We start from the raw sequence: 22,148 nt of genomic DNA, 5'->3' as shown, positions 1-22,148 counted from the left end.
ACCGGTTTTTTTCATTGTCCCGTCAACAAGACGTGACAACGACCTCCGGAGTGTCCTCGTCTTCGTCCCGGTCGTCGGTTTCGACGGGGAGGAGGATGGTGAAGGTCGTTCCTTCTCCCACTGTGCTCTGTACCTCTATGGTCCCTCCATGGCTTTCGATGATCCCGTAGGAGACCGATAGCCCCAGTCCGGTTCCTTTGCTCTCCTTGGTGGTGAAAAACGGGTCGAAGATCCGCTGCAGGTTTTCTTCGGGAATGCCGCAGCCGGTATCGGCGATTTCTATGAATATCTGGCTGTTGTCGCCGATCGTGCCGGTCACGAGGCGCAATTCCCCGCCATTGGGCATGGCGTGGCTTGCGTTGAGGATGATGTTGACGAATACCTGCTCGATCTGGTTCGGGTCCACCAGGATCTCCGGGAGATCGCTCGCGAGTTCGCGGATGATCCTGATATCGTGGAAGCTCGACTGGTTGCTCACCAGGGAGAGGGTGGCGTCCATGATGGCGTTGATGGCCGACGGTTTCTTCTGTGGCTTCCGTTCGCGGGAGAAATCCAGCAGCCCCCGGACGATGCGGGCACAGCGCTCGGTTTCGTGGATGATCATTTCCACATCGCTCTTGAAGACGGGATCGAGCCGTTTGTCGTGCCCCATCATTGAGGAAAACATCAGGATGCCGGTGAGAGGGTTGTTGATCTCATGCGCAATGCCCGCCACCAACTCACCAAGGGATGCGAGCTTTTCCGAACGGACCAACTGGTTCTGGATCCGTTTCAGCTCGTTGGTCCGCTCCTCCACCTTCAGTTCCAGGGTGCGTCCCCACTCCTGCAGTTCGTCACGGGCCTTTTTCAGATTCAGGGTCATGCTGTTGAACGAATCCGAGAGTTCGCCCAGTTCATAACTGGAAAAGGGGCGGACCGTGCTGTCCAGTTCCCCCATGGCCAGGTGCTTGGTATGTTTGACCAGCTGGCGTACCGGCCGGTTCACCATGAGCTGCATGAAGAGGGTAAGGCTGGCGCAGAGCAGGACCAGGATAAGGAAGGTCATGGCGCCCAGCTTGTAACGGTAGGAAGCGATCAGGGTCCGCATCGTATCGAGGGAGATGATGACGTCAAGCACTCCGACGATACGGGATTCCTTGGGGTGGAAGTGGCAGCTCGCCACGTAGCAGCTCTCCTCGTTGTAGATCGCCTTGGCCAGGCCGAGCACCTGTTCGCCTTCTCGGTCCTTGAAGATGCGGCTCCGGTTCATGCTCGATGCATGGACCTGCGGTGTCTTGCTGGCGTGGCACATGTTGCATGCCTCTGCCTTCTTGTCCAGCATCAGGCCGATCTCGCTCTCCTGGGTGGAGAAGATGATCCGCCCCTTCTTGTTGACCATCCGTATATGCTTGATGCCGGTCTGCCGCCCGACTTCCTGGATCATCTGGTAGACGCGGAGCTGGTTGTTTTCCAGCATCTGGTAATGGGTCGTGTTGATGATCGTTTCCGAGAGCTTGTCGGCGTCGGCAACTGCCTCCTCGATCATGAGCCGTTCCATGGTCTGGATATTGACGTAGGCAAAGAGGGTCATGCACGAGAGAAGCACCAGAGAGGTGACGATGGCGAGCTTGGTGATGAGGCTGAGACGCAAAGAAAACTCCATGACATCAGGTGTATAAAATATCATTCATTATAAATATTTTTCAGGGTTGGTCAATGGTTAACCGTACAGTGCCGTTCTGACCTATCCCTGCGGATTTCATATGCAGTTCTTGACATTATCGCTGAGGAGCTGTTATTTTTCATAAGTTAATGAACATTGACAAGGATGAATGCATACGCTGCGACAATGCCCTTACTGTGGATCTGGAGGAATGGTTTCACATCTGCGGTGCCGAGGTTGGGGCGAGTGGTCCCCCTGAATGGCGGGTCCGGCAGAACCTGGACCGGCTACTCGCGGAACTCGATGCCCATGGGGTCAAGGCCACCTTTTTCGTCCTCGGTGCGCTTGCCCGGGAACTGCCGGAGCTGGTGCCCGCCATAGCGGGCGCCGGTCACGAGATCGCATCCCACGGCTTTTCCCATACGCTGGTCACTGCCCTGGGGCCGGCTGCATTCAGGGATGAGGTGTGCCGGACCGGGGAGACCCTGGCCCGGCAGTCGGGCAGGTGCCCGATCGGCTTTCGCGCCCCCCAGTGGTCGCTCTCCCGGCAACGAACCCCCTGGGCATTCGAGATCCTGGTCGAGGAGGGGTTCCGCTACGATGCCAGCTGCACGCCGCTGCCGTTTATCGGTGAGCGGTCCGGCTCGCGCAGCCCGTTCAGGATGGATATCAAGGGAAAGAGCCTCTGGGAGGTGCCCCCCCTGGTGACCCCCTCCCTGCTGGGGAACCTGCCGACCGGCGGTGGCTGGGGCTTCCGCTTTTTCCCTCTTGCCCTGATCGAGCGGACCATGCGAATCTGCAACGGACAAGGGGTTCCGGCAGTGCTCTTTCTCCATCCGCGGGAACTTGATCCGGCCGGGCCGCGGCTCCGATTGTCGCTGTTCAGGGAATTTGTCGCCTATGGGCCGAGAACCGATATCATGGAACGCCTGCGCCCCCTGCTCGGGCGCTTCCGCTTCACGACCCTGGGCAATCTGGTGGAACAGTGGGATTCTGCGTAGTCATACCGGCATATAATGCCGCAGCAACCATCGAATCCGTGGTCAGGGAGACCCTGCAGCAAGGGTATCCGCTCCTGGTCGTCGATGACGGTTCCACCGACGGCACGGCTGCCCGCTGTGCCGGCCTGCCGGTGAACATGCTCAGTCACCCCGCCAACCGGGGGAAAGGGGCAGCACTGCGGACCGGATTCGCCTGGGCGCTCGGGCATGGCTTCAGCGGGGTTGTCACCCTGGATTCCGATGGGCAGCACGATCCGACGGCGATCCATTTCCTGGTGGAAAAGGGCGCCGGGGAAGGGTATGATATCCTCGTTGCGTCACGCTATGCCCAGTTTCAGGAAATGGCGGGCCTGCGGCGGCACTGGAACCGGTTCGGCGCCTGGTGTATGAAGAAGCGAACCGGCTTTGCCATCGACGACAGCCAGTCCGGGTTTCGCTACTACAGCTCCCGGATGCTCCGAGCGGTTACCCTGGAAAAGGATGGCTATGACCTGGAGATGGAGGTGCTGATGAAGGCCTGGCACTCCGGGTTCGTCATCGGAACGGTCCCGGTTGCCGCTCGCGTGGCCGATGGCCGCTCGACCAGCCATTTCCGGCCGGTGCGCGATACCTGGAACATCTGCATGACCTTCCTGCGGCACATGTAACCGCCCGGACAGGTAACCTCGACTATTACGGAGAGAGACCGCACCTATGCTGCAGAGCATCAAAAACTATTCCTCGGAAAAGATCGTTTCGCTCCTGTTGTCACTGGCCACCAACTCCTCCAACGAGACCCTGGCCCGGATGACCCACCTGATGGAACTGATCCCGAAAAAGGATTACTACAAGGAACGGATCAGGTGGATCAGGCAGCTGATCCGCGACAACCATCCGAGCATCGAGTTTCCCCGCCGGATCCTGCGCGACATCCATCCCAACCAGCGGGAAAAATGGATCACCAACCTGGCGATCAACCACCTTTTGTCCGGGACCAACAAGCGGAAGGCGTGGGCCGACCGGGAGGGATACTATCCCCCCTCCACCGTGGTCATCAGCCCCACCATGAAGTGCAACCTCTCCTGCTATGGCTGTTATGCCGGCGATTACGGCAAGAGCCTGGAACTCTCCCTGGAGGAGATCGACTCGGTTCTCATGCAGATGAAGGAGATGGGGGTCTACTTTGCCGTCATCTCCGGGGGAGAGCCCTTTTTCAAGCAGGATATCTTCGAGATCTTCCGCAAGCATTCGGATATGGCCTTCCTGGTCTTTACCCATGGCGGGCTGATCGACGAGGCGATGGTGGAGCGGCTGATCGAGGTCGGCAACGTCATGCCCGCCTTCTCCCTGGAAGGGTACGAGCAGGAGACTGACGAACGCCGCGGGGCCGGGCACTACCAGCGGGTGATGCGGGCCATGGATCTGTTGCGCGAAGCTGGCCTCACCTTCTGTGGCTCCTTCACCCAGACCAGTCGAAACACCGAGATCATCACCGACGGCAGATACATGGACATGCTGCTGGCAAAGGGGGTCTACGCCCTCTGGCTCTTCACCTACGTGCCGGTGGGGCGTGAGCCGAACCTGGAGCTGATGGCCTCTCCCGAACAGCGGGAACAGCTCCGCCTGAAAGTGGCCGAGTTCCGCGAAACCAAGCCGATGCTCTTCGTCGACTTCTGGAACGACGGCCCGATCATCAGCGGCTGCATCGCCGGCGGCCGGAAATACTTCCACGTCAATGCCAACGGCGACATCGAACCGTGCGTCTTCTGCCACTTCGCTGTGGACAATATCCGCCACACCACCATCCGGGAGGCGCTCAGGTCGCCACTCTTCCAGCGGATCAGGGAGCGGCAGGGGGAGCACGAGAACCTGCTCCGGCCCTGCATGCTCATCGATCACCCGGAGGTCGGCCGCGAGATGTTCGGCTCGGAAGGGGCCTATCCGACCCATGAGGGGGCGGCAGACATCTTCACCGGCCTTGCGCCCCAGGTGGACGACTATGCCGTCGAGTATGCCGAGCTCGCCGATCCCTCCTGGGAGCGGGAGTTCGTTGATACCGGCCGCGCCGCCGGGAAAGTGAATTCCCGCAAGCGGTGACGTACTACAGCAGTCTCAATATCTTTCTGATCAACCTGCTGACCCGCCTGGTGCCGCGGTGGCTGTTCCCCCCCTTCGCCCTGGTGACGGCAGCGATCATCTATCTTCTGGCAGGGGCGCAGCGGCGCGGCGTCAGGGCCAACCTGCGCGTAGTGACCGGGCGGAGGGGGGTGGAGGGGCTGCTCTTAAGCACCTTCTACAAGTACGGCCGCAACTGGACCGATGTCATGCTGATGATGCGCCTCAAGGGGGAAAAGCTCTTTTCCCTCATCGGCCGGAAGAGCAGCAGCGCTCCCCTGGACGAGGCGCTGGCCGCCGGCACCGGCGCCATCCTCATCTCGCCCCACCTGGGGAACTGGGAGCTGGGAGGGCTCGGACTTGCGGACTTGGGCTACAAGGTCAATGTCCTCACCTTCCGGGAGCCGGACGAAAAGGTCAACGAACTGCGGGAAAAGGTCCGCTCCGAGCGGGGGATCGGCTTCATCTACGTGGATCGCCACGACACCTCCCCCCTGGCGATTATCGAAGCGGTCAACGCCCTGCGCCGCAACGAGGTGGTGGCGCTTTTGGGGGAGCGGGACGGGTCGTCCCATACCCTGGAGGTGGAGTTTTTCGGCCGTCCGGCGCGCATCCCCCTGGGGGCTGCCTATCTCTCCCTGGCCAGCGGCGCCCCGGTGATCCCGGTCTTCGTCCCCCTGGAAGGGGGGCGGTATGCCACCATCATGGAGGAGCCGATCCGGTTCCGGGGGGGCCACCATGACCATGCCGCCGTCATCCGCGCTGGCATCGAACAGCTGGTGGCAGTATTCGAAAAATACATCAGGAAATACCCTGACCAATGGTATAATTTTTTCCCGTACTGGGATGACACCTCGCACACAGAAAAGGACAGCGCATGGCAGAAGAACTGATTGAACAGGTCAAGCAGCTGATCATCGACGCCCTCAGGATCGAAGGGATGGCCCCTGCCGAGATCGAGACCGACGCCCCCCTCTTCGGCGACGGCCTCGGCCTCGACTCCATCGACGCGCTGCAGCTGGTGGTGGCCATGGAGAAACAGTATGGCGTGGTGGTCCCCGACGCCGCCACCGGCACCAAGGTCTTCCAGTCGGTCCGCACCATGGCTGCCTATATCGCGGAACACCGCGCATGAAGGTTCTGTTCGTCTCTCCCGGCTGGCCGCGGGGGAGGCTCTGGGGTGAACTCGGTTTCAAGTTCCCGTCCCTGTCGCTGGCATCCCTGGCAGCGGTCACCCCTCCCGAATGGGAGGTGGCGCTGTGCGACGAGAACATCGAGCCGCTCGCCACGGACACCGATGCCGACGTGGTTGCCATCACCGCCATGACCCCCCAGGCTCCACGGGCCTACGAGATTGCCGCCCGCTTCAGGGAGCAGGGGCAGCGCGTGGTCATGGGGGGCTTCCATGCCAGCAACCTCCCCGACGAGGCACTCGCCCACGTGGACAGCGTGGTGGTGGGGGAGGGGGAGGTCGTCTGGCCGCAGCTTCTGGCCGATCTTGCAGCCGGAACCCTGCAGCGGCTCTACCGTTCGTCCGCCCTCCTCGACATGACCGCCATCCCGCAGGCCCGTCGCGACATTTTCGGCGGCAAGCGCTATCTCTTCACCAATACCCTCCAGACCACCCGCGGCTGCCCCTTTGACTGCGAATTCTGTTCGGTCACCGCCTTCTACGGCAGGCGCTACCGGAAACGCCCGGTGGACCGGGTGCTGGCCGAGCTGGAGACGCTCAGGAAGCGGAATTCCTTCGCCTTTTTCGTCGACGACAACCTGGTGGCCGACCGGGAGTATGCCCTCTCCCTGTTCGACGGCATGAAGGGGATGGGGTTCAAGTGGCTCTCCCATGCCCCCATCGACTTTGCCCACGATACCGAGTTTCTGCGCCGGGCCGGCGAGGCAGGGTGCGTCGGCATGTTCGTCGGTTTCGAGTCGCTCAACCAGGATGCCCTGGCCGCCATGGGCAAGGTCACCAATACCGCCCGTTCCTATCTCCGGGATGCCCAGGCGTTTCGCGACAACGGGATCGGCATCCTCGGCTCCTTTGTCCTCGGCTGCGATGGCGATACCCCCGACGTCTTCCCCGCCCTGCTCCGCTTCTGCGAGGAGGCGCGCCTGGAGGCGGCCATCTTCCCGATCCTCACCCCCTATCCCGGCACCCAGGTCCGTCGCCGCCTGGAAGCGGAGGGGCGGATCATCTCCAACGCCTGGGCCGACTACGACATGGAGCATGTCACCTTCCGCCCCGCCGGCATGACGGTGGAGGAGCTGCAACAGGGGTATGACTGGCTGAACCGTTCCTTCTACTCCTTTCCCTCCATGTACCGGAGGATCTTCAAGGCGCACCGCTCGGTCCAGGTCTTCGCCCCGATGAACTTCGGCTTCCGCAGCGCCATTCGTCGCAAGAGGAGGGACTCTTGATCTGTTTTATGTTCCCCGGCCAGCCGCTGGGTTTCGATACTGCACCCCCAGCGGACCGGGATTTCCTGGAGGTGGCCGCCCTGACCCTGCAGCGGACCGGCCTCGATCTGGCAACCCTGGCCTGGCAGGGTGCCGCTGAGTCGGACCAGGTGCGGTTGCAGGTCTATGGCGTGGCCATGAGTCTTTACCGTGCCCGTATGAGCCGCGCCGCCGGCATCAATCCCGCCATGGTCGCCGAGCACAGCATGGGGATCTATCCGGCCATGGCCGTTGCGGGTGCCATCGATGCCGGCGACGCACTGGAGATGACCCTGCGGATCGGTGCTTGTCTTGCCGCTATGGGGAAGCGCGCAGAGTATGCCCTCGGCTGCATCACCGGCCTGCCCGCTGCGCCACTGATGGCCCTGGCCGAGAACAACAACGTCTATCCCGCCAATTTCAACACCTCGCGCCATTTCCTCATCTCCGGCACGCGCCGGGAGGTGGAGGAGGCGGTGGCCGAGGCGCTCCAGTGCGGCGCCTTCACGGCCCGCAGCTTTCCGTGCGATGCGCCGCTCCATACGCCGCTAATGGAGGAGGTTGCCCCCGAATTGCGGCGGATCGTCGGAGATTACCGGCTGGCCGAGCCGCTCCTGCCGCTCATGAACCACATCGACCAGGATTTTCTCGCGGCCGCCGACCTTCCCGATTTCCTCGTCCGGGAGCTGGCCCTGCCGGTTTACTGGGAACGGACCTACCAGGCCCTCTGCGCAGCCGGCGTGACCCGTTTCGTCGAGGCCGGGGTCGGGGATTCGCTGAAAAAATACAACCGCTGGATCTCCAGCGAACTGCGGTGAGCCGGATGGCTGCGGGTTCGACATTCATCGACAAACGGGGCGGGGTGGCATGCGCTGTCACGAAACAGAGATAACGGTACGTTTCAACGAGATCGACGCCTACCGCGTGGCCTGGCACGGCCACTACGTTGCCTGGATGGAGGTCGGTCGCAACGAACTGGCCGCCCGCTTCGGCCTGGACGTGGAGAGCCTGGCCGCTGCCGGCTACCTCGGCCCGGTGGTGAGCCTGGAACTCAAATATCTGCAGCCGGCGCGGTTCGGCGAGGTCCTGACAGTGCGGACCACCCTGCGCAGGGGGGAGGCCGCCACCCTGGAATTCCGCTGCACCATCGTCGGCACGGACGGAAAGGTCCGGGCAAAGGGGAGCACGCTCCATGTCCTGACCGACCTGGACGGGGTACTGCAATACCAGCTCCCGCCGGCCATTGCCCAGCGGATGGAGCGGATGCTGGCGTGGCAGGAGGGGAAATGAAGGTCCTGCTCCTGTCGGCAAACCGCGAGCACGCGCCCTATCCGGTCTTTCCCCTGGGGCTCGCCTACCTGGCCGGGTCGCTCAAGGAAGCCGGCCACGAGCTTTCCGTCCTCGATCTCTGCTTTACCCCCGACCCGGTGGCAGCCACCCGCCATGCGGTGGCGGCATTCGCCCCCGATGCCACGGTCGTCTCCCTCAGGAATATCGACAACGTGACCTATCCCGGCTCCCGCTCCTATCTGGACGGGGTCCGCGACGTGGTCGGCGCAACCAGCGGCCACGGCGTCACCATTGTCGGCGGGTCCGGCTTTTCCCTCATGCCGCGGGAGATTCTCGACTTTCTGGATGTGGACTACGGCGTGGTCGGCGAGGGTGAGGAGGTCCTTCCCCTGCTGCTGGCAGCCCTTGCAGGGGATGGCGACCCGTCACTCCTCCCCGGCGTGGTCCGGCGCGGTGCCGGCGATTTCCTGCCGCCGCAGCCGGTCCTTGGCATCGGCACCCCCGACCGGTCCCTGTTCGATGTGGCCCGCTACCACCGGGACGGCGGCATGGCCAATCTCCAGACCAAGCGGGGCTGCCCGTTCTCGTGCATCTACTGCACCTATCCCCTGCTGGAGGGGAGAGGGATGCGGCTTCGGCCGGTGGGGGAGATCGTGGCCGAGATCAGGAGCCTGGTCGATGGCGGGGTGAGCTACCTCTATTTCGTGGACGATATCTTCAACTACCCCCCGGAGTTTGCCCATGAACTTTGCCTGGCCATGGCCGGGGCAAAACTGCCGGTATCCTGGTCAGCCTTCATCAATCCCGACTTCTTCACGCCCAGGCTCCTGGATGCCATGCTGGCGGCCGGTTGTGATGCCCTGGAGTTCGGCACCGATTCCGGCTCCCCGGCCATGTTGAAGAACCTCTCGAAATCGTTCGATGTCGACCAGGTGCGGGAGGCGTCACGGCTCTGCCGGGAGAGCGAGGTCGATTTTGCCCACTACATCCTCTTCGGCGGGCCGGGAGAGACGGCAGCGACCGTGACGGAGAGCTTTATCCTGATGGACGAGCTTGCCCCCACCGCGGTCATCGCCATGACCGGCATCCGGATCTTTCCCGGCACCGCCATCCATGGCCAGGCCCTGGCCGAGGGGATCATCACCCCGGAGACCAACCTCCTGGAGCCGGTCTTCTACCTGTCTCCGGAGGTCGCCCCGATCCTGTGCGACCTGGTGAGAAGCGAGGCGGTGAAACGGACCAACTGGGTGGTTCCCGGCCTGGAGATCACGGCCAACGAGGCCATGCTCGAAGCGCTGCGCCACTTTGCCGTTACCGGACCGCTCTGGAAGATGCTGAAACGGTTCAACCGTCGGCGCACGGCGCCTTTTAACCCCTGCAGGCCCTCCCCCTCCTGATCCCGCCGTTGTCTACCGCTTCATGCTGGACATTTCCCCCCTGCGACGGTAAAATGGGCGCCTTCCACATCCCCATCACCTGGAGCTACCATGGAATTCGCGGGTAAAACCGTTGCCGTTACCGGAGGAACCAGGGGGATCGGCCGTGCCGTTTCCCTCGGGTTCGCCCGTGCCGGGGCAACGGTCTTCGCTGCCTACCGCCAGGACGAATCCGCTGCGCAGGAGCTGATGACCGAGGCAGCCGGCATGGCAGGCAGCATCGTCACCCTGCAGGCCGACGTCAGCACCCAGGAGGGGGCGACCCGGCTGATCGACAGCGCGGCAGCGGCAGGCGGGCTGCATATTCTGGTCAACAATGCCGGCATCATCCGCGACGGTTTCCTTGCCATGATGGCCGACGACGACTGGGACGCGGTCATCCGCGGCAACCTCTACCCCCTGTTCCACTGCTGCAAGTGGGGGGTGCGCAAGATGCTGGCCAACCGCAGCGGCGCCATCGTCAACATCTCCTCCATCTCCGGGATCAGCGGCACGGCAGGACAGGCCAACTACGCCGCCAGCAAGGGGGGGATCATCAGCTTCACCAAGGCCCTTTCCCGCGAGGTGGGACCGATGGGTATCCGCGTCAATGCCGTGGTCCCGGGGCTCATCCGGACCGAGATGATTGCCGGCATGAGGCAGGAGATGGTCGACCGGATCGTGGCCGGCGCGTCGCTGGGCAGGCTCGGCACGGTGGAGGAAGTCGCCGGGGCCGTCATGTTCCTCGCCTCCGACCGCGCCTCCTACATCACCGGGCAATGCCTGGTCGTGGATGGCGGGATCCTCTGAACATGAGAGATTGCGGGCTGCGAGACCTATGACCGGAAAACGGATCGCCATAACCGGGCTCGGCATCTTCTGTGGCGCCGGCAAGGATATCCCGGCCTTTGCCGATGCCCTGCTGGGCGGGAAGAGCGGCATTGCCCCGCTTGACCTGTTCGACGTCTCGCCGTTTCCCGCGCAGATCGGCGCCCAGGTGAAGGACTTCGACCCTCTCGACCATTTCGCCCGCAAAACCGCTGCCAGGCTCTCCCGTGCCGACCAGTTCGGCGTCATCGCCGCCGGAGAGGCGCTCCGGTCGAGCGGCATCCTCGGCCAGGCCGGCCCCTACGACCTGGGGGTGGTGGTGGGAGCCGGTGCCGCCGGCATGTTCCAGAGCGAGCAATGGCTGAAAGAGCATCTGGCGGGGAGAAAAGGGCATCCGAACCTGCTGCGGGGCATCCTGCCCGACAAAACCACCACGGTGATTGCCGAGACCTATCGCCTGGGCGGTTACCAGGGGACCATCACCACGGCCTGCTCGTCGTCGGCAACCGCCATCGGCTGGGGCGCCGACCTGGTGGCCACCGGCCGCCTGCAGGGGGTGGTCTGCGGGGGTGCCGACACCCTTTCGCTCCTCACCTTTGCCGGCTTCAATTCGCTCAAGGTGGTAGATCCCGAGCCCTGTGCCCCGTTCAGCCTGGGCCGCCAGGGGATATCGCTGGGCGAAGGGGCCGCATTCATGGTCCTTGAGGATGCCGAGGCGGCCAGCCGGCGCGGGGCGCAAATTCATGGTTATGTGCTCGGGTATGCCGCCGAGGGTGAGGCCTACCACATGACCGCTCCCGAACCCTCCGGCATGGCAGCGGCACGGGTGATGAACAGCGCCCTCCGGACCGCCGGGGTCGACCCGGCGGAGATCGGCTGGGTCAATGCCCACGGCACCGGCACCCCGCTGAACGACGTGGTGGAATCCAAGGCGATGAAGCTGGTCTTCGGCGACCGGGTGGGGGAGGTGCCGCTGGTCTCCACCAAGGCGGTCACTGGCCACTGCCTCGGGGCTGCCGGCGCCATCGAAGCGGTGTCAACCGTCATCGCCCTCGGCCGCGGGATCATCCCCCGGACCCTCCATTTCCGGGGGCGCGACCCGGAATGCGATCTCGACTACTGCCACGACGGCCCCCGCCCCGGGTCGTCGGCCATTGCCATGTCCAACTCCTTTGCCTTTGGCGGCAACATCACCTCGGTGGTCTTTTCCCGATGAGAACAGCTTCCCTCGATATTGTCGTCACCGGACTCGCTGCCGTCTCGGCGGCCGGGGTCGGGCTCGAACCGCTCGCCCTGGCGGTGCAGGAGGGGAGAAGCTGTCTCCGCCCGCTGCCGGCAGTCGACGATCCCTCCCTGCTCTGGGGCATTGCCGACGGTTTCCGGGCCAACGACTTCATGCCTCCCCTCAAGGCACGCAAGTTCGACCGCTGCAGCCTGATGGCCGTTGCCGCAGCAGGGATGGCGCTGCGCGACGCCGGTATCGACCCCAAAACCCACAATGCGGAGCGGATCGGCATCGTGCTCGGCTGCGGTTTCGGCGGGATCGCCAATTCGGCGGAATTCCTGGCCGGCTATTTCTCTGCTGGCGTCGAGGGGCTGGCACCGATGCTCTTCCCCAACACGGTGGCCAATGCCGCTGCCAGCAACGCCTCCATCGAGCAGGGGTTTAAAGGCCCCAACATCACCATTGTCCAGCGCTTCTCCTCTGCCGAGACAGCCCTGGAGATCGCCTGCCGTTTCCTCCAAGAGGGGCGGGCCGACGTGATGATCACCGGCGGCGTGGACGAGCTGACCCCCTTGATGATCGAGGGTTTCCGGGCCGCAGGGCAGCTAAAGCGTTTTGCCTCGGGCTTCGGCGAAGGGTGTGGCCTGCTGGTCCTGGAGCGGCGCGATGCAGCGGCCCTGCGGGGGGCAAGCACGAAGGGGAGCATCGACGACGTCAGGTCTCTGGGGCTGCTCCTGCCGGGCGAGGAGGAAGAGGGGCTTGGCCGGTTGCTCCCGCAGGAGATCACCCCTTGTCCGATCTCCCTCTCCGGGACCGCAGACCTCTGTCCCCCCCTTGTGCAGCGGCTGCCCGAGTCCGGGCGTATCGAGCTGCACCGCATCACCGGCCGTTCGCTGGCCATGGGGGGGCTTGCCCTGGTCGCCCTGTTCCTCACCCTCCGGGAGGGAGAGCAGGGGCTCCACCTGGCCGCATCGCCGGAAGGCCCCTATGTCGCCATCCAGGTTCGCGGAGGCTCTCCTGTTTAACCCCGATCCCGCCGCATACCTTCCCCACCGGCGCCCCTTCCTGCTCCTGGACCGGCTGGTCGAGCTGCATGCCGGCCAGCGGGCAGCGGCCATCATCGAGGTGACCGCCGGCACCCGCCATTTCCCGAACGTCCTGCTCGTCGAGGCCATGGCCCAGCTGGGGGGGATTGCTGCCGGGCACGAAGAGGGTGAGGGTGGATTCCTGGCCGCCATCGACCATGCCGAATTCGTTGCCCCGGCCGCTGCCGGCGATCGCCTGCTCGTGTCGGTCCGGGTGGTCAAGTCCTTCGGCCGGCTGCACATGCTGGAAGGGGAGGTCACTGCCACGGACCGGGTGCTGGCCAGGGCCGGTCTGACCCTCGGGATGGGGAGGCTCTGAACGTGGGATTTTTTCAGCAGGTTACGGTTGCATCCCTGTTGATCGTCTGGCTTCTGGCAGGCAAGGCCGAAGCGCGGCAGATCCCCCCCCTGGAGGGGCTGGAGGCGCTGCGCACAAGCTTTGCCGGCGTCAGCGATTTTTCCGCCGACATCGTCCAGGAGAAGCAGCTCTCCCTCATGAAGCGCAAACTGGTCAGTACCGGCATTGTCCGCTTCCGCAAGCCCTCCCTCTTTTTCATGGAACTGAACCCGCCCCATGCCAGCCGGCTGCTCCTGAACGATGCCCAGCTGACCCTCTATCTCCCCAGGGAGAAAAGCTCCAGCCAGGTAGCGCTGCCGCCGGATCAGGGCCTTTCGCGCTGGTTCGGTCTCCTGGCCAGGCCGCTGACCGCCCTGCCCGAGGGGGTCGATGTGCGGGCCGACCGCCAGGGGGGGCTCCTGACCGTGGCAGTGACGCCGAAGGGGAGCGGACAGGTGCGCGAGTTCAGCGTTACCCTGCAGGAGGACGGCATTCTCAGGAAGCTGGTCATCGTGGAGCGGGGCGGCGACCGGACCGTGATCACCTTCTCCCGGATGCGGAGAAACACCGGCCTCACCGACAGGGACTTCAAGCTCCCGTGAACCGTCCCACTGCCGTACGGGGGTGTCTCTCCGCATGACCCCGCTAACGGCAGTCAACCGCAGATAACTACGGATAAAAACAAACCTTTCATCCGAAAGACATTCACCGGAAGGGTTTTAGCATATTTCTTTGAAGTATCTGCGTTTATCTGCGGTTACATTGCTTTTTCACGGATGACCGCAACGCCAGATCCCAGGAGTCCGTTAGATAATGCCGCTCGGAATAACCGGTGCAACCCAGCGCCTCATCAGAAGCCATCTGGCCTGGATCTTCCGGATCACCTCCACCCGCCCCGGCCCGGTCATGCTCGTTGTCGGGGCGCTGATTCTCCTCTCCGCCCTCTCCATCGCCACCACCCGCTTCGAGGCGGATATCTTCAAGCTCTTCCCGACCCGGCAGGGCCCGCTCAGGCTGCTGCTCGACACCCTTCGCTGGACCGGCAGCGCCAACGAGGCCTATTTCGTCCTGGAAGGGGAGCCGGGCCGCATCGTCCCTGAGGCCGAGGCCTTTGCCGGCAGGCTCAAGGCGATGCGGATCGACGGTGCGCCAGCGTTTCGCCGGGTCACCTACCGGGTCTACGACCAGACCGAGGCAGCGGCGTTTGCTGCGTTCGTCGGCTATGCGGTGCTGCAGCCCAGCCTGTTCCTCGACCCCGTCGCAGTCCCCGCCTATGCCGCCCGGCTCGCCCCTTCGGCCATGGACGCCGCGCTGCAGCGGGCAGGGGCCGAGCTTGCCAGCCAGGCGGGGAGCGGGCTGCGCGACCTGATCGTCGCCGATCCCCTGGCGTTGCGTGATTTCGTCGTCCCCCGCCTGAAACAGGGGACCCAGGCCCTCGACCTGGACCAGACCTCTCCCTATTTCCTCTCCCGGGACGGCAAGGCGCTGATCATCATTGCCGAACCGGCCAGGCCAGTGCAGGACATGGCCTTTGCCCGCCGGCTCGCCGCCGGCATCGACGCGGCGCGCAGCGGCGCCACGGTAAAGATCTCCTGCGCCGGGGCCCACCTGTCGGCGGTCATCGACGAGGCGTCCATGAAGGGGAACATCCTCTCCTGCATCCTCTCGTCCCTGGTGGTGGTGCTCCTCCTCTTCTACATCACCTACCGCCGCCTGCTCCCCACCCTGCTCCTGCCGGTCATCATCGTCGTCGGGGTGGCGCTGGCCCTCGGGCTTGCCGGAGTGCTCCTCCCCTCCATCCACATCATCTCCTTTGCCTTCATGGCGCTGATCATCGGGCTCGGCACCGACTACTCCATCCACCTCTACGACCGCTACCACCTGGAGCGGTGCGCCGGGCTCTCCCCCGAGGATGCCCTGGAACTGGCCATCACCGATACCGGCTACGGCATCTTCACGGCGGCCACCACCACAGCGCTGCCGTTTCTCGCCCTGACGATCGCCGACGTGCGGGCGCTCTTCGAGCTCGGCCTGCTGGTCGGGCTCGGCGTCCTCTTCACCATGTACGCCACCTTCTTCTTCCTGCCGCCGCTCCTCCTCTCCATGGAGCGCCGCAACAGCGGGTTCGTCTACCGGCAGCTCCCCGGTTTCGGCCTGGCAGCGCTCTGGCGGGGAGGCCGCCGCTTTCCCCGGATCACGCGGATCGTCTCGGTCGCGCTGCTCGGCATCCTGGGGAGCCTGGCCTTTTCCGTCTCCTTCGAGGGGGAACTGAAGAACCTCCAGCCGCGCCATTCCGAGGCATTCCTGACCCAGGAGAAGATCGAGCGCCACCTGAGCCTGGCGCCGCGGCAGATGCTGGTGGCGGTGGAGGGGAGGGATCTGGGCCGGGTCATGGAGCGGGGAGAGGCGGTGGCCCGCCTTGCCGGGGCGTACCAGCAGCGGGGGGAACTGGCGGCCCTGTCGAGCCTCGGCCAGCTGGTGAACGGCACTGCGGCACAGGAGGCGGTGGAGCGGGAGCTTGGCGGCCTTTTGGCAGGGAGGGACGTTGGAGCTGTGCTCGGGCAGGCACTCGACCGCCAGGGGTTCAGCCGGGAGCCCTTTGCCGGTTCCATAGCCGGGCTGTCGCTCCTGGGGAGGGGAAAACCGGCGACCGCAGCCGACGCCATCGCGCGGCTGGCCGCGTCGCCGCTCAAGGGGGCGCTCGACCGCCACCTGGTGCAGGATGCCCAGGGCTTTCACCTGCTCACCTATCTCTATTACCGCGGTGCCGAGTTCGGGCAGGATGCCTTCCTGCGTGATCTGGCAGCCCTCGACCCGGCGGCGCGGACCACCAGTGTCGACCTGGTGAGCCGCCAGCTGGCCGACGAGGTGCGGCAGAGCTTTACCTGGGCCGGCATCATCGGCGGGCTGCTGGTGTTCTTCCTGCTGGTGTCCCATTTCAGCTCCGTAAGCGGGATCTTCGCTACCCTTTACCCGGTCCTGGCCGGGGTTGTGGCGATGCTCGGGATCATGGCCGCCACTGGCATGCGGATCAATTTCATGAACGCCATGGTCCTGGTCACCATCCTCGGCATGGGGAGCGACTACGGCATGCACATCGCCCACCGGCTGGAGGGGGGGAGCGACCCGGAGAGCGCCTTTGCCGCGGCGGGCCGGCCGGTGCTCCTTTCGGCCCTGACCACCATAGCCGGGTTCGGCTCGCTCGCCTTTGCCGACTACGGGGCGCTCGCCTCCATCGGCTGGGCCACCAATTTCGGGGTGGGCGCTACCGCGCTCTTTGCGCTTGCCTCCCTGCCGGCGTTTCTGCCGGGTGTTCGACGTTGACAGCAGGAGAAGGAAAGTGTTAGGTATCGCCATGCCAGATACCGACCCGAAAAAACCCCGGCTGCTCCTCGTCTATCCCGCCACCCACAAGCTGGGGTGGGTCAAGCGGTTTCAACTCCCCTCGCTGTCGCTCAAGCAGGTTGCCGCCGCGACCCCGGAGGAGTGGGAGGTGGTGCTGGCCGACGAGGTGCACGAGGATGTGCCGTTCGACGGCGCCTTCGACCTGGTCGGCATCACCGCCATGACCCACCAGGCCCATCGCGCCTACGAGATTGCCGACCGCTTCCGCAGCCGCGGGGTAGCGGTGGTGCTCGGTGGCATCCATCCGTCGGTGCTGCCGGAAGAGGCGCTGCAGCATGCCGATGCCGTGGTGGTGGGGGAGGCGGAGCCGGTCTGGCCGCTACTTCTGGACGATTTCCTGGCCGGTCGGCTCAAGCGGCTCTACCGCGCGCCAGTGCCCGAGGGGGACCTGCTGCGCATCCCCTGGGGGCGCCGCGACGTCTTTGCCGGCAAGCAGTACCTGACCACCCGGACCCTGCAGGCGAGCCGCGGCTGCCCCTACGACTGCCCCTTCTGCATCACCACCAACTTCTTCGGCAAGAGTTTCCGCTACCGCGATCCCGAGGAGGTGCTGGCAGAGCTGCGCAGCTTCGGGAAGGGACTCACGGTCTTTCTCGACGACAACATCCTGGGCGATCCGCTCCGGGCCCGGCCGATCCTCAAGGGGATGGCCGGCATGGGGCTGAAATGGGGGGGGCAGGCCAACCTCCGCTTTGCCGAAGACCCGGAGCTGGTGCAACTTCTGGCCGCATCGGGCTGTATCGGCATCTTCGTCGGCATCGAGTCGGTGGCGGGAAGCCACGCCAACCATCCCAAGACCGGCAGCCGTTTCTCCCAGGCAGACCTGATCAAGCGGATCCGCGACACCGGCGTGGTGGTGGAGGCCTCGGTGATCTTCGGCTTCGACGACCACGACGAATCGGTCTTCGAGCGGACGGTCCGCTTCCTGGAGGAGAGCCGGGTGAGCCTCCCCACCTTCCATATCCTCACACCCTATCCCGGCACGGCGCTCTTCGACCAGTTCGACCGGGAGGGGCGGCTGTTGCACAAGGACTGGAGCCGGTACGACCATGGCCAGGTGGTCTACAGGCCCCGGCTGATGACGCCGGAGCGGTTGTTGCGCGGCTGGCAGGAGGCACGCTGGGAGTCCTACCGGCTCCCGGCCATTGCCCGCCGGGTGATGCTGGGGCCGGGCAAGCCGGTGCATCTGCTCTATAACCTGCTCCGCCGCGGCGGCATCGACCGGCCGCGTGACGGTTGTTGAAAAACGGCCATCTCGCCGCCGTCCTCGAAAGCCGCCTTGTGCGGCGTAGCGCTGCCACGCCTCCGCGGGGCTTTCTGCGGGTGCGACGATCTGACCATTTTTGAACAACCTGAGTTTTTCAATAACATGCTAACCGGTTACTGCAGATAACTGCGAAAAACATTTTCTTGGGGTTATCAGGAATGGGCTTATCAAGGTTTTATCTGCGTTCATCTGCGTTCATCTGCGGTTTGAATGATTTTGTGATTGAAAGGTCCGTATGAACGTACTCCTGGTCCGCCCCCATCCGGGGAGCGATCACTTCGGCCTTGGCCCCTTCTTCCGGGTGGAGCCGCTGGGGCTCGAATACCTGGGGGCAGCGCTCTTGGCCCGCGGCCACGACGTCACCATCGCCGACCTTCGCTTCAGGCCCGGCGCCGCGACCTGGGTCCGCCGCAGCCGGCCGGGGCTGGTCGGGATTACCTGCATCCATGCCCTGGAGTACGACCAGGTGATCGCAACGGCCCGTGAGGTTCGCCGGGCCTCGCCCGACGCCTTCATCCTGGTGGGGGGGCATGCCGCAGCCGCGTTCCCCGGACCGCTCTTGGATGACGCCATCGACGCCATCTGCCTGGACGACGGCGAGGAGATCGTGCCGCAGCTGGTCGAGCAACTGGAGCGGGGTGGAGACCCGGCAGAGGTGCCTGGGCTAAAGCTGCGCGCCGGCGGCGCTTGGACCGACACCCGCATCCTCGACGAGCGCCCCTGTCTCGACCTGGTCCCCCTGCCGGCCCGCCATCTGGTGGCGCGACACCGCAGCGGTTACCACTGCCTCCTCTTCAAGCCGGTCTGGCTGATCGAGACGGCGCGCGGCTGCCCCCACCGCTGCTCTTTCTGCTCGGTCTGGCAGCTCTACGGCCGCTCGGTGCGGGAGCGGAGCATCGCCACCGTGGTGGAGGATTTCGCCCAGAGCGGCGATTCGGTCTTCGTGGCCGACGACCTCTTCTGGTACAACCCGGCACGAAGCCTGGAGCTGGCCGCGGCCCTGAAGCAGCGGGGGGTCTACAAGCGCTGGATACTGGTGCAGACCCGCACCGACCTGATCTGCCGCAGTGCCGAGATCATGGCGGCCTGGCGCCCCCTGGCGAAAGACTTCGACATCTTCCTCGGCCTGGAGGCGGCCAGCGACGCGGGTCTTTCCGGGCTGGACAAGGATGCGGGGCTGGCAGAGAGCATCGAGGGGGTCAGGATCGCCCGTGAACTCCGCTACGGCATCAACGGCAACTTCCTCGTCGGCCACGACTGGGGGGAGGAGGAGTTCCACGAGCTCTGGGAATTCGTGGCGCAGTACGGGCTGCAGCGGGCCGGCTTTACCATCCACACCCCCTTGCCGGGAACCGACTACTACGACGAGGTGGCAGACAGGATTCCGCGCCAACCCTGGTCCAACTTCGACATGCATCACCTGCTCTGGGAGCCGCGCATCGGGGTGGAGCGGTTCTTCGAGCTTTACGCCGAGACCTGGCGGCGCTCCATCCTCAATACCTCCGGCGAGAAGAGCCTCATGGACTGGGTCCGGCAGGTAAAGCCCGCTCAGATTCCCTATATCGCCAGGGTTCTCTGGCGGACCCAGCGGATGATGAAGCCGTCAGCCTACGTGCGGGAGCACCATGCCACCCATCCCGTAGCAACAGGGCACTGACCGGGAAAGGAGAGTCATGATGAAGGTAAAACCATTGCTGGTGGCTGCACTGCTGCTGGCGGTCGCGGCCCCTCCGGCTGTCCGGGCCGATGACCCCAAAGAGGTGGTCAGGGAGATCGGTGCGGCGGCAAAGGAGTCGAAGAAGAACTTCAGACGCGACGCAAAGGAATCGGGCAAAAAGACGAAAAAGAGTTTCAGGGAAGAGGGGAAGAAGAGCAAAGAGGGGTTCAAGCAGGTGGGAAAGGATTTCAAGAAGGCCTTTACCGGCAAGTGACAGGGGGGAGCGGAAACGCTCCCTGAGGCTGTTGAAAAGCAGCCACCTCGCCGCCGTCCTCGAAAAGCCGCCTTGTGCGGCGTAGCGATGCTACGCCTCCGCGGGGCTTTCTGCGGGTGCGACGATCTGACTGCTTTTGAACAGCCTTGAGATTTCAGTAGCTTGGGGGGGAGCGGGAACGCTCCCCCCTTTGTGCAATGGGCAGGCGAGGTGCAGGCCGGAAGGCCCGCCTACTTGCACTGATACCCGTCGGTGAGGGTCAGGAGGAACGCCACGATGTCCGCCTCCTCCTGCTCGGTCAGGCCGAGATTGCCCAGTTCGGTCATGTTGACGGTATCCGGGTAATCGGCCGCGGGCCACATGCCGGGGAGATCACGGGTGTTGTAGAAGTGGACGATATCCTGCAGGGACTTGAAGTAGCCGTTATGGGAATAGGGGGCGGTCAGGGCGATGTTCCTGAGCGACATCACCTTGAATTTGCCGTTCTGCGTCGGGTCGCTGACGATTGGCCCCAGGCCGAGGTCGGGGAGTTTGTCGGGGTTCGTCAGGTCGAAGGGGTATTCCGTGTTTTGTGGAACTCCCAGGTTATCGTAGGAAAAATCCGTGAACAGCGGCGGCGTTTTCCCGTCGACCGAAGTGCTCGGGTGGCAGGCGGAGCAGTTCTTGTTGAAGAGTGCCAGGCCGTTCAGTTCCTGAGCGGAGAGGGCAACCTTTCCTTTCAGGTAATAGTCGTATTTCGAGGTGAAATGGTTGACCTGGGTCGACCGCTCGTAGGTCGCGATGGCCTTGGCGATCAGGTCATAGGCGGAAGCCGTGTCATTCAGCGAATCCGGGCCGTAGACCTTCGTGAAGAGCCAGGCGTAGTTCGATTCACGCACCGCCTGGACCACTCCTTCCATGGTGTTGTTCATCTCCACCGGATTGAGGAACGGCCCCTTGGCCTGATCTTCCAGGGTCGCTGCCCGGCCGTCCCAGAACTGGCCGCCGATATAGAGGCCGGTGGTTGGGTCCTGGCCGAAGACCGGGCTGAAGGCGGCATAGGCTGCGCTCGGTGCGTTCCTGCCGCCAAAGAGCCCCGTCACCGCCCCTTCCGAAACCGGCAGATTCTGGTCAGGGTCGGCAAAGCCCGCTTTCGGCAGGTGGCAGGAGGCGCAGGCCTGACCGACGGGGTTGGAGAGGCCTTTGTCGAAATAGAGGAAACGGCCCAATTGTTGCTCAGTTGAGGGAGCGGCTGCGTTGGCAGTCGTGAAGCCCGCGGTTGCGACCAGCAATGAAAATGCCGCAATAGCTGTCCTGCAGATATTTTTTCCCATAGTACTCCTCCTTTTTCCACGCTCTTAGCGTTGAAATCCTGTTTCATTAAATCCGTTTCCCAGTAACGGAAAGAACATTCCTCCTCTCTCACCTCCTTTTTGAGAAAATACTCCCCCATTCAGTGCAATTTCAATGCATGTGCCAATGCATCTATTGACTGTAACATATTGATAATATCTGATGTTTGTCGTATTGAAAGAAGGGGGGAAGAAAAAAACGGTGCAGCATTTGCTCGTGAGATGCAAATGCTGCACCTTGGCTGTCGTCAGTAGAGTTTTTCGATGAACTGGGCCAGGTTTTCGCCGATACTCAACGCCTGGCTGGGGAAAAGGCCTTCGAAGTTTTCCATGGTCATGGAGCCTTTGTAGCCTGTTTCGCGATCGACAAAGGCAACGAGTTCTTTCCCTGTTTCGGCGTCCAGGATACGGCCTTTCACCTTCAGGTAGGTCTTGCCGGCGCCGAAACCGACCCAGAAGCGCACGGCCCGGTTGCCGGCGTTGAATTCCACGAATTCCCCTTCCAGGATCAGGGCCTTCCCCTTGGCATCGCCGTTCTTCCGGATCGTCTTGAAGAGCTTACGCTTCTTGAGCTCCATCTCCAGGCTGTCAGATAGCCCTTTTACGAGCATCGGCTTCATTGCTTCTACCTTGGGTTTTTCCTCTTCGTCGATGTTGGTGTATTCGGCCCCGTCGGTCTTGAAGTCGCGGATGATGAGGGTGTCATAGGCTGAGAGCCTGGTCCCGGTGGAGATGGTCTCTTCCGTCAGCACATCGGGTTTTGGCAGCGGTTTTTCGTCTGCGGCCAATGCCGGTAGGATGGAGCAGGTCATGGTGAGCAGGAGGACAAGCAGACTGGAGACGGATTTTTTCAACATGGAT

Annotated in this window: 21 protein-coding genes; 18 read left to right on the top strand and 3 right to left on the bottom strand. The window is 63.7% G+C overall.

Annotated features, from left to right (window positions below):
- Positions 1 to 22: 22 nt before the first annotated feature.
- Positions 23 to 1,630 carry a HAMP domain-containing protein gene (locus GJT30_15440; GenBank protein ID MSM41009.1) on the bottom strand — a complete coding sequence of 536 codons (1,608 nt, stop codon included), beginning with the start codon at positions 1,628 to 1,630 and terminating at the stop codon, positions 23 to 25.
- Positions 1,631 to 1,791: 161 nt separating this feature from the next.
- On the opposite strand from GJT30_15440, the gene GJT30_15435 reads away from it, so the two are divergent.
- The 18 genes from GJT30_15435 (at position 1,792) to GJT30_15350 (ending at position 19,956) form a co-directional block, all read left to right on the top strand.
- Complete coding sequence (locus GJT30_15435) at positions 1,792 to 2,643, top strand: DUF3473 domain-containing protein (GenBank protein MSM41008.1); 852 nt, start codon at positions 1,792 to 1,794, stop codon at positions 2,641 to 2,643.
- Positions 2,628 to 3,290 (top strand): glycosyltransferase, encoded by a 663-nt coding sequence (locus tag GJT30_15430; protein ID MSM41007.1) that lies wholly within the window; start codon positions 2,628 to 2,630, stop codon positions 3,288 to 3,290. Before GJT30_15435 ends, GJT30_15430 begins: the two co-directional genes overlap by 16 nt.
- 46 nt (positions 3,291 to 3,336) lie before the next feature.
- Positions 3,337 to 4,719: a radical SAM protein gene (locus GJT30_15425; GenBank protein MSM41006.1), complete on the top strand. Its 1,383-nt coding sequence runs from the start codon at positions 3,337 to 3,339 to the stop codon at positions 4,717 to 4,719.
- The gene (locus GJT30_15420) at positions 4,716 to 5,630 is read left to right on the top strand and encodes an acyltransferase (GenBank protein ID MSM41005.1); all 915 of its coding nucleotides are present in this window, start codon (positions 4,716 to 4,718) and stop codon (positions 5,628 to 5,630) included. Before GJT30_15425 ends, GJT30_15420 begins: the two co-directional genes overlap by 4 nt.
- A complete protein-coding gene (locus tag GJT30_15415) occupies positions 5,615 to 5,872 on the top strand; it encodes an acyl carrier protein (protein ID MSM41004.1) in 258 nt (85 codons plus the stop codon). Before GJT30_15420 ends, GJT30_15415 begins: the two co-directional genes overlap by 16 nt.
- Positions 5,869 to 7,155, top strand: a complete 1,287-nt coding sequence (locus GJT30_15410; protein MSM41003.1) for a radical SAM protein — start codon at positions 5,869 to 5,871, stop codon at positions 7,153 to 7,155. Before GJT30_15415 ends, GJT30_15410 begins: the two co-directional genes overlap by 4 nt.
- A complete protein-coding gene (locus GJT30_15405; GenBank protein MSM41002.1) occupies positions 7,152 to 7,991 on the top strand; it encodes an acyltransferase domain-containing protein in 840 nt (279 codons plus the stop codon). Before GJT30_15410 ends, GJT30_15405 begins: the two co-directional genes overlap by 4 nt.
- A 49-nt stretch (positions 7,992 to 8,040) precedes the next feature.
- Positions 8,041 to 8,463 carry an acyl-CoA thioesterase gene (locus GJT30_15400; GenBank protein MSM41001.1) on the top strand — a complete coding sequence of 141 codons (423 nt, stop codon included), beginning with the start codon at positions 8,041 to 8,043 and terminating at the stop codon, positions 8,461 to 8,463.
- The gene (locus GJT30_15395; protein MSM41000.1) at positions 8,460 to 9,860 is read left to right on the top strand and encodes a radical SAM protein; all 1,401 of its coding nucleotides are present in this window, start codon (positions 8,460 to 8,462) and stop codon (positions 9,858 to 9,860) included. Before GJT30_15400 ends, GJT30_15395 begins: the two co-directional genes overlap by 4 nt.
- A 90-nt stretch (positions 9,861 to 9,950) precedes the next feature.
- A complete protein-coding gene (locus GJT30_15390) occupies positions 9,951 to 10,688 on the top strand; it encodes an SDR family oxidoreductase (GenBank protein MSM40999.1) in 738 nt (245 codons plus the stop codon).
- Between the two features lie 28 nt (positions 10,689 to 10,716).
- Positions 10,717 to 11,922 carry a beta-ketoacyl-[acyl-carrier-protein] synthase family protein gene (locus GJT30_15385; protein MSM40998.1) on the top strand — a complete coding sequence of 402 codons (1,206 nt, stop codon included), beginning with the start codon at positions 10,717 to 10,719 and terminating at the stop codon, positions 11,920 to 11,922.
- Positions 11,919 to 12,956 (top strand): beta-ketoacyl synthase, encoded by a 1,038-nt coding sequence (locus GJT30_15380; GenBank protein MSM40997.1) that lies wholly within the window; start codon positions 11,919 to 11,921, stop codon positions 12,954 to 12,956. The genes GJT30_15385 and GJT30_15380 overlap by 4 nt, the downstream gene beginning before the upstream one ends.
- Positions 12,949 to 13,335 carry a hydroxymyristoyl-ACP dehydratase gene (locus GJT30_15375; protein ID MSM40996.1) on the top strand — a complete coding sequence of 129 codons (387 nt, stop codon included), beginning with the start codon at positions 12,949 to 12,951 and terminating at the stop codon, positions 13,333 to 13,335. The genes GJT30_15380 and GJT30_15375 overlap by 8 nt, the downstream gene beginning before the upstream one ends.
- A 2-nt stretch (positions 13,336 to 13,337) precedes the next feature.
- Positions 13,338 to 13,955, top strand: a complete 618-nt coding sequence (locus tag GJT30_15370; GenBank protein ID MSM40995.1) for an outer membrane lipoprotein carrier protein LolA — start codon at positions 13,338 to 13,340, stop codon at positions 13,953 to 13,955.
- A gap of 211 nt (positions 13,956 to 14,166) precedes the next feature.
- On the top strand, positions 14,167 to 16,677 hold the full coding sequence (locus tag GJT30_15365; GenBank protein ID MSM40994.1) for an MMPL family transporter: 2,511 nt from the start codon (positions 14,167 to 14,169) through the stop codon (positions 16,675 to 16,677).
- A 31-nt stretch (positions 16,678 to 16,708) separates the two neighbouring features.
- On the top strand, positions 16,709 to 18,001 hold the full coding sequence (locus GJT30_15360) for a radical SAM protein (GenBank protein MSM40993.1): 1,293 nt from the start codon (positions 16,709 to 16,711) through the stop codon (positions 17,999 to 18,001).
- A gap of 259 nt (positions 18,002 to 18,260) precedes the next feature.
- Positions 18,261 to 19,682, top strand: a complete 1,422-nt coding sequence (locus tag GJT30_15355) for a radical SAM protein (protein MSM40992.1) — start codon at positions 18,261 to 18,263, stop codon at positions 19,680 to 19,682.
- Between the two features lie 16 nt (positions 19,683 to 19,698).
- Positions 19,699 to 19,956, top strand: a complete 258-nt coding sequence (locus tag GJT30_15350) for a hypothetical protein (protein ID MSM40991.1) — start codon at positions 19,699 to 19,701, stop codon at positions 19,954 to 19,956.
- A 230-nt stretch (positions 19,957 to 20,186) separates the two neighbouring features.
- Here GJT30_15350 and GJT30_15345 read toward each other — a convergent pair whose 3' ends face one another.
- Both GJT30_15345 and GJT30_15340 read right to left on the bottom strand, forming a co-directional pair.
- On the bottom strand, positions 20,187 to 21,269 hold the full coding sequence (locus GJT30_15345; GenBank protein ID MSM40990.1) for a c-type cytochrome: 1,083 nt from the start codon (positions 21,267 to 21,269) through the stop codon (positions 20,187 to 20,189).
- Positions 21,270 to 21,535: 266 nt separating this feature from the next.
- Positions 21,536 to 22,099 carry a DUF4410 domain-containing protein gene (locus GJT30_15340; GenBank protein ID MSM40989.1) on the bottom strand — a complete coding sequence of 188 codons (564 nt, stop codon included), beginning with the start codon at positions 22,097 to 22,099 and terminating at the stop codon, positions 21,536 to 21,538.
- Positions 22,100 to 22,148 lie beyond the last annotated feature (49 nt).

Source organism: Geobacter sp. (assembly GCA_009684525.1).
Taxonomy (GTDB): Bacteria; Desulfobacterota; Desulfuromonadia; order Geobacterales; family DSM-12255; genus Geoanaerobacter.
The sequence above is the reverse complement of the archived record's forward strand: the minus strand, read 5'-3'. Positions and strand labels throughout refer to the sequence as shown.

Excerpts from the sequence above, each read along its gene's own strand:
- GJT30_15350 (MSM40991.1), top strand. The coding sequence starts at position 19,699 with ATGATGAAGGTAAAACCATTGCTGGTGGCTGCACTGCTGCTGGCGGTC.
- GJT30_15415 (MSM41004.1), top strand. The coding sequence starts at position 5,615 with ATGGCAGAAGAACTGATTGAACAGGTCAAGCAGCTGATCATCGACGCC.
- GJT30_15400 (MSM41001.1), top strand. The coding sequence starts at position 8,041 with ATGCGCTGTCACGAAACAGAGATAACGGTACGTTTCAACGAGATCGAC.
- GJT30_15365 (MSM40994.1), top strand. The coding sequence starts at position 14,167 with ATGCCGCTCGGAATAACCGGTGCAACCCAGCGCCTCATCAGAAGCCAT.
- GJT30_15345 (MSM40990.1), bottom strand. The coding sequence starts at position 21,269 with ATGGGAAAAAATATCTGCAGGACAGCTATTGCGGCATTTTCATTGCTG.
- GJT30_15340 (MSM40989.1), bottom strand. The coding sequence starts at position 22,099 with ATGACCTGCTCCATCCTACCGGCATTGGCCGCAGACGAAAAACCGCTG.
- GJT30_15395 (MSM41000.1), top strand. The coding sequence starts at position 8,460 with ATGAAGGTCCTGCTCCTGTCGGCAAACCGCGAGCACGCGCCCTATCCG.
- GJT30_15355 (MSM40992.1), top strand. The coding sequence starts at position 18,261 with ATGAACGTACTCCTGGTCCGCCCCCATCCGGGGAGCGATCACTTCGGC.
- GJT30_15425 (MSM41006.1), top strand. The coding sequence starts at position 3,337 with ATGCTGCAGAGCATCAAAAACTATTCCTCGGAAAAGATCGTTTCGCTC.
- GJT30_15435 (MSM41008.1), top strand. The coding sequence starts at position 1,792 with ATGAACATTGACAAGGATGAATGCATACGCTGCGACAATGCCCTTACT.
- GJT30_15390 (MSM40999.1), top strand. The coding sequence starts at position 9,951 with ATGGAATTCGCGGGTAAAACCGTTGCCGTTACCGGAGGAACCAGGGGG.
- GJT30_15410 (MSM41003.1), top strand. The coding sequence starts at position 5,869 with ATGAAGGTTCTGTTCGTCTCTCCCGGCTGGCCGCGGGGGAGGCTCTGG.
- GJT30_15360 (MSM40993.1), top strand. The coding sequence starts at position 16,709 with ATGCCAGATACCGACCCGAAAAAACCCCGGCTGCTCCTCGTCTATCCC.
- GJT30_15380 (MSM40997.1), top strand. The coding sequence starts at position 11,919 with ATGAGAACAGCTTCCCTCGATATTGTCGTCACCGGACTCGCTGCCGTC.
- GJT30_15385 (MSM40998.1), top strand. The coding sequence starts at position 10,717 with ATGACCGGAAAACGGATCGCCATAACCGGGCTCGGCATCTTCTGTGGC.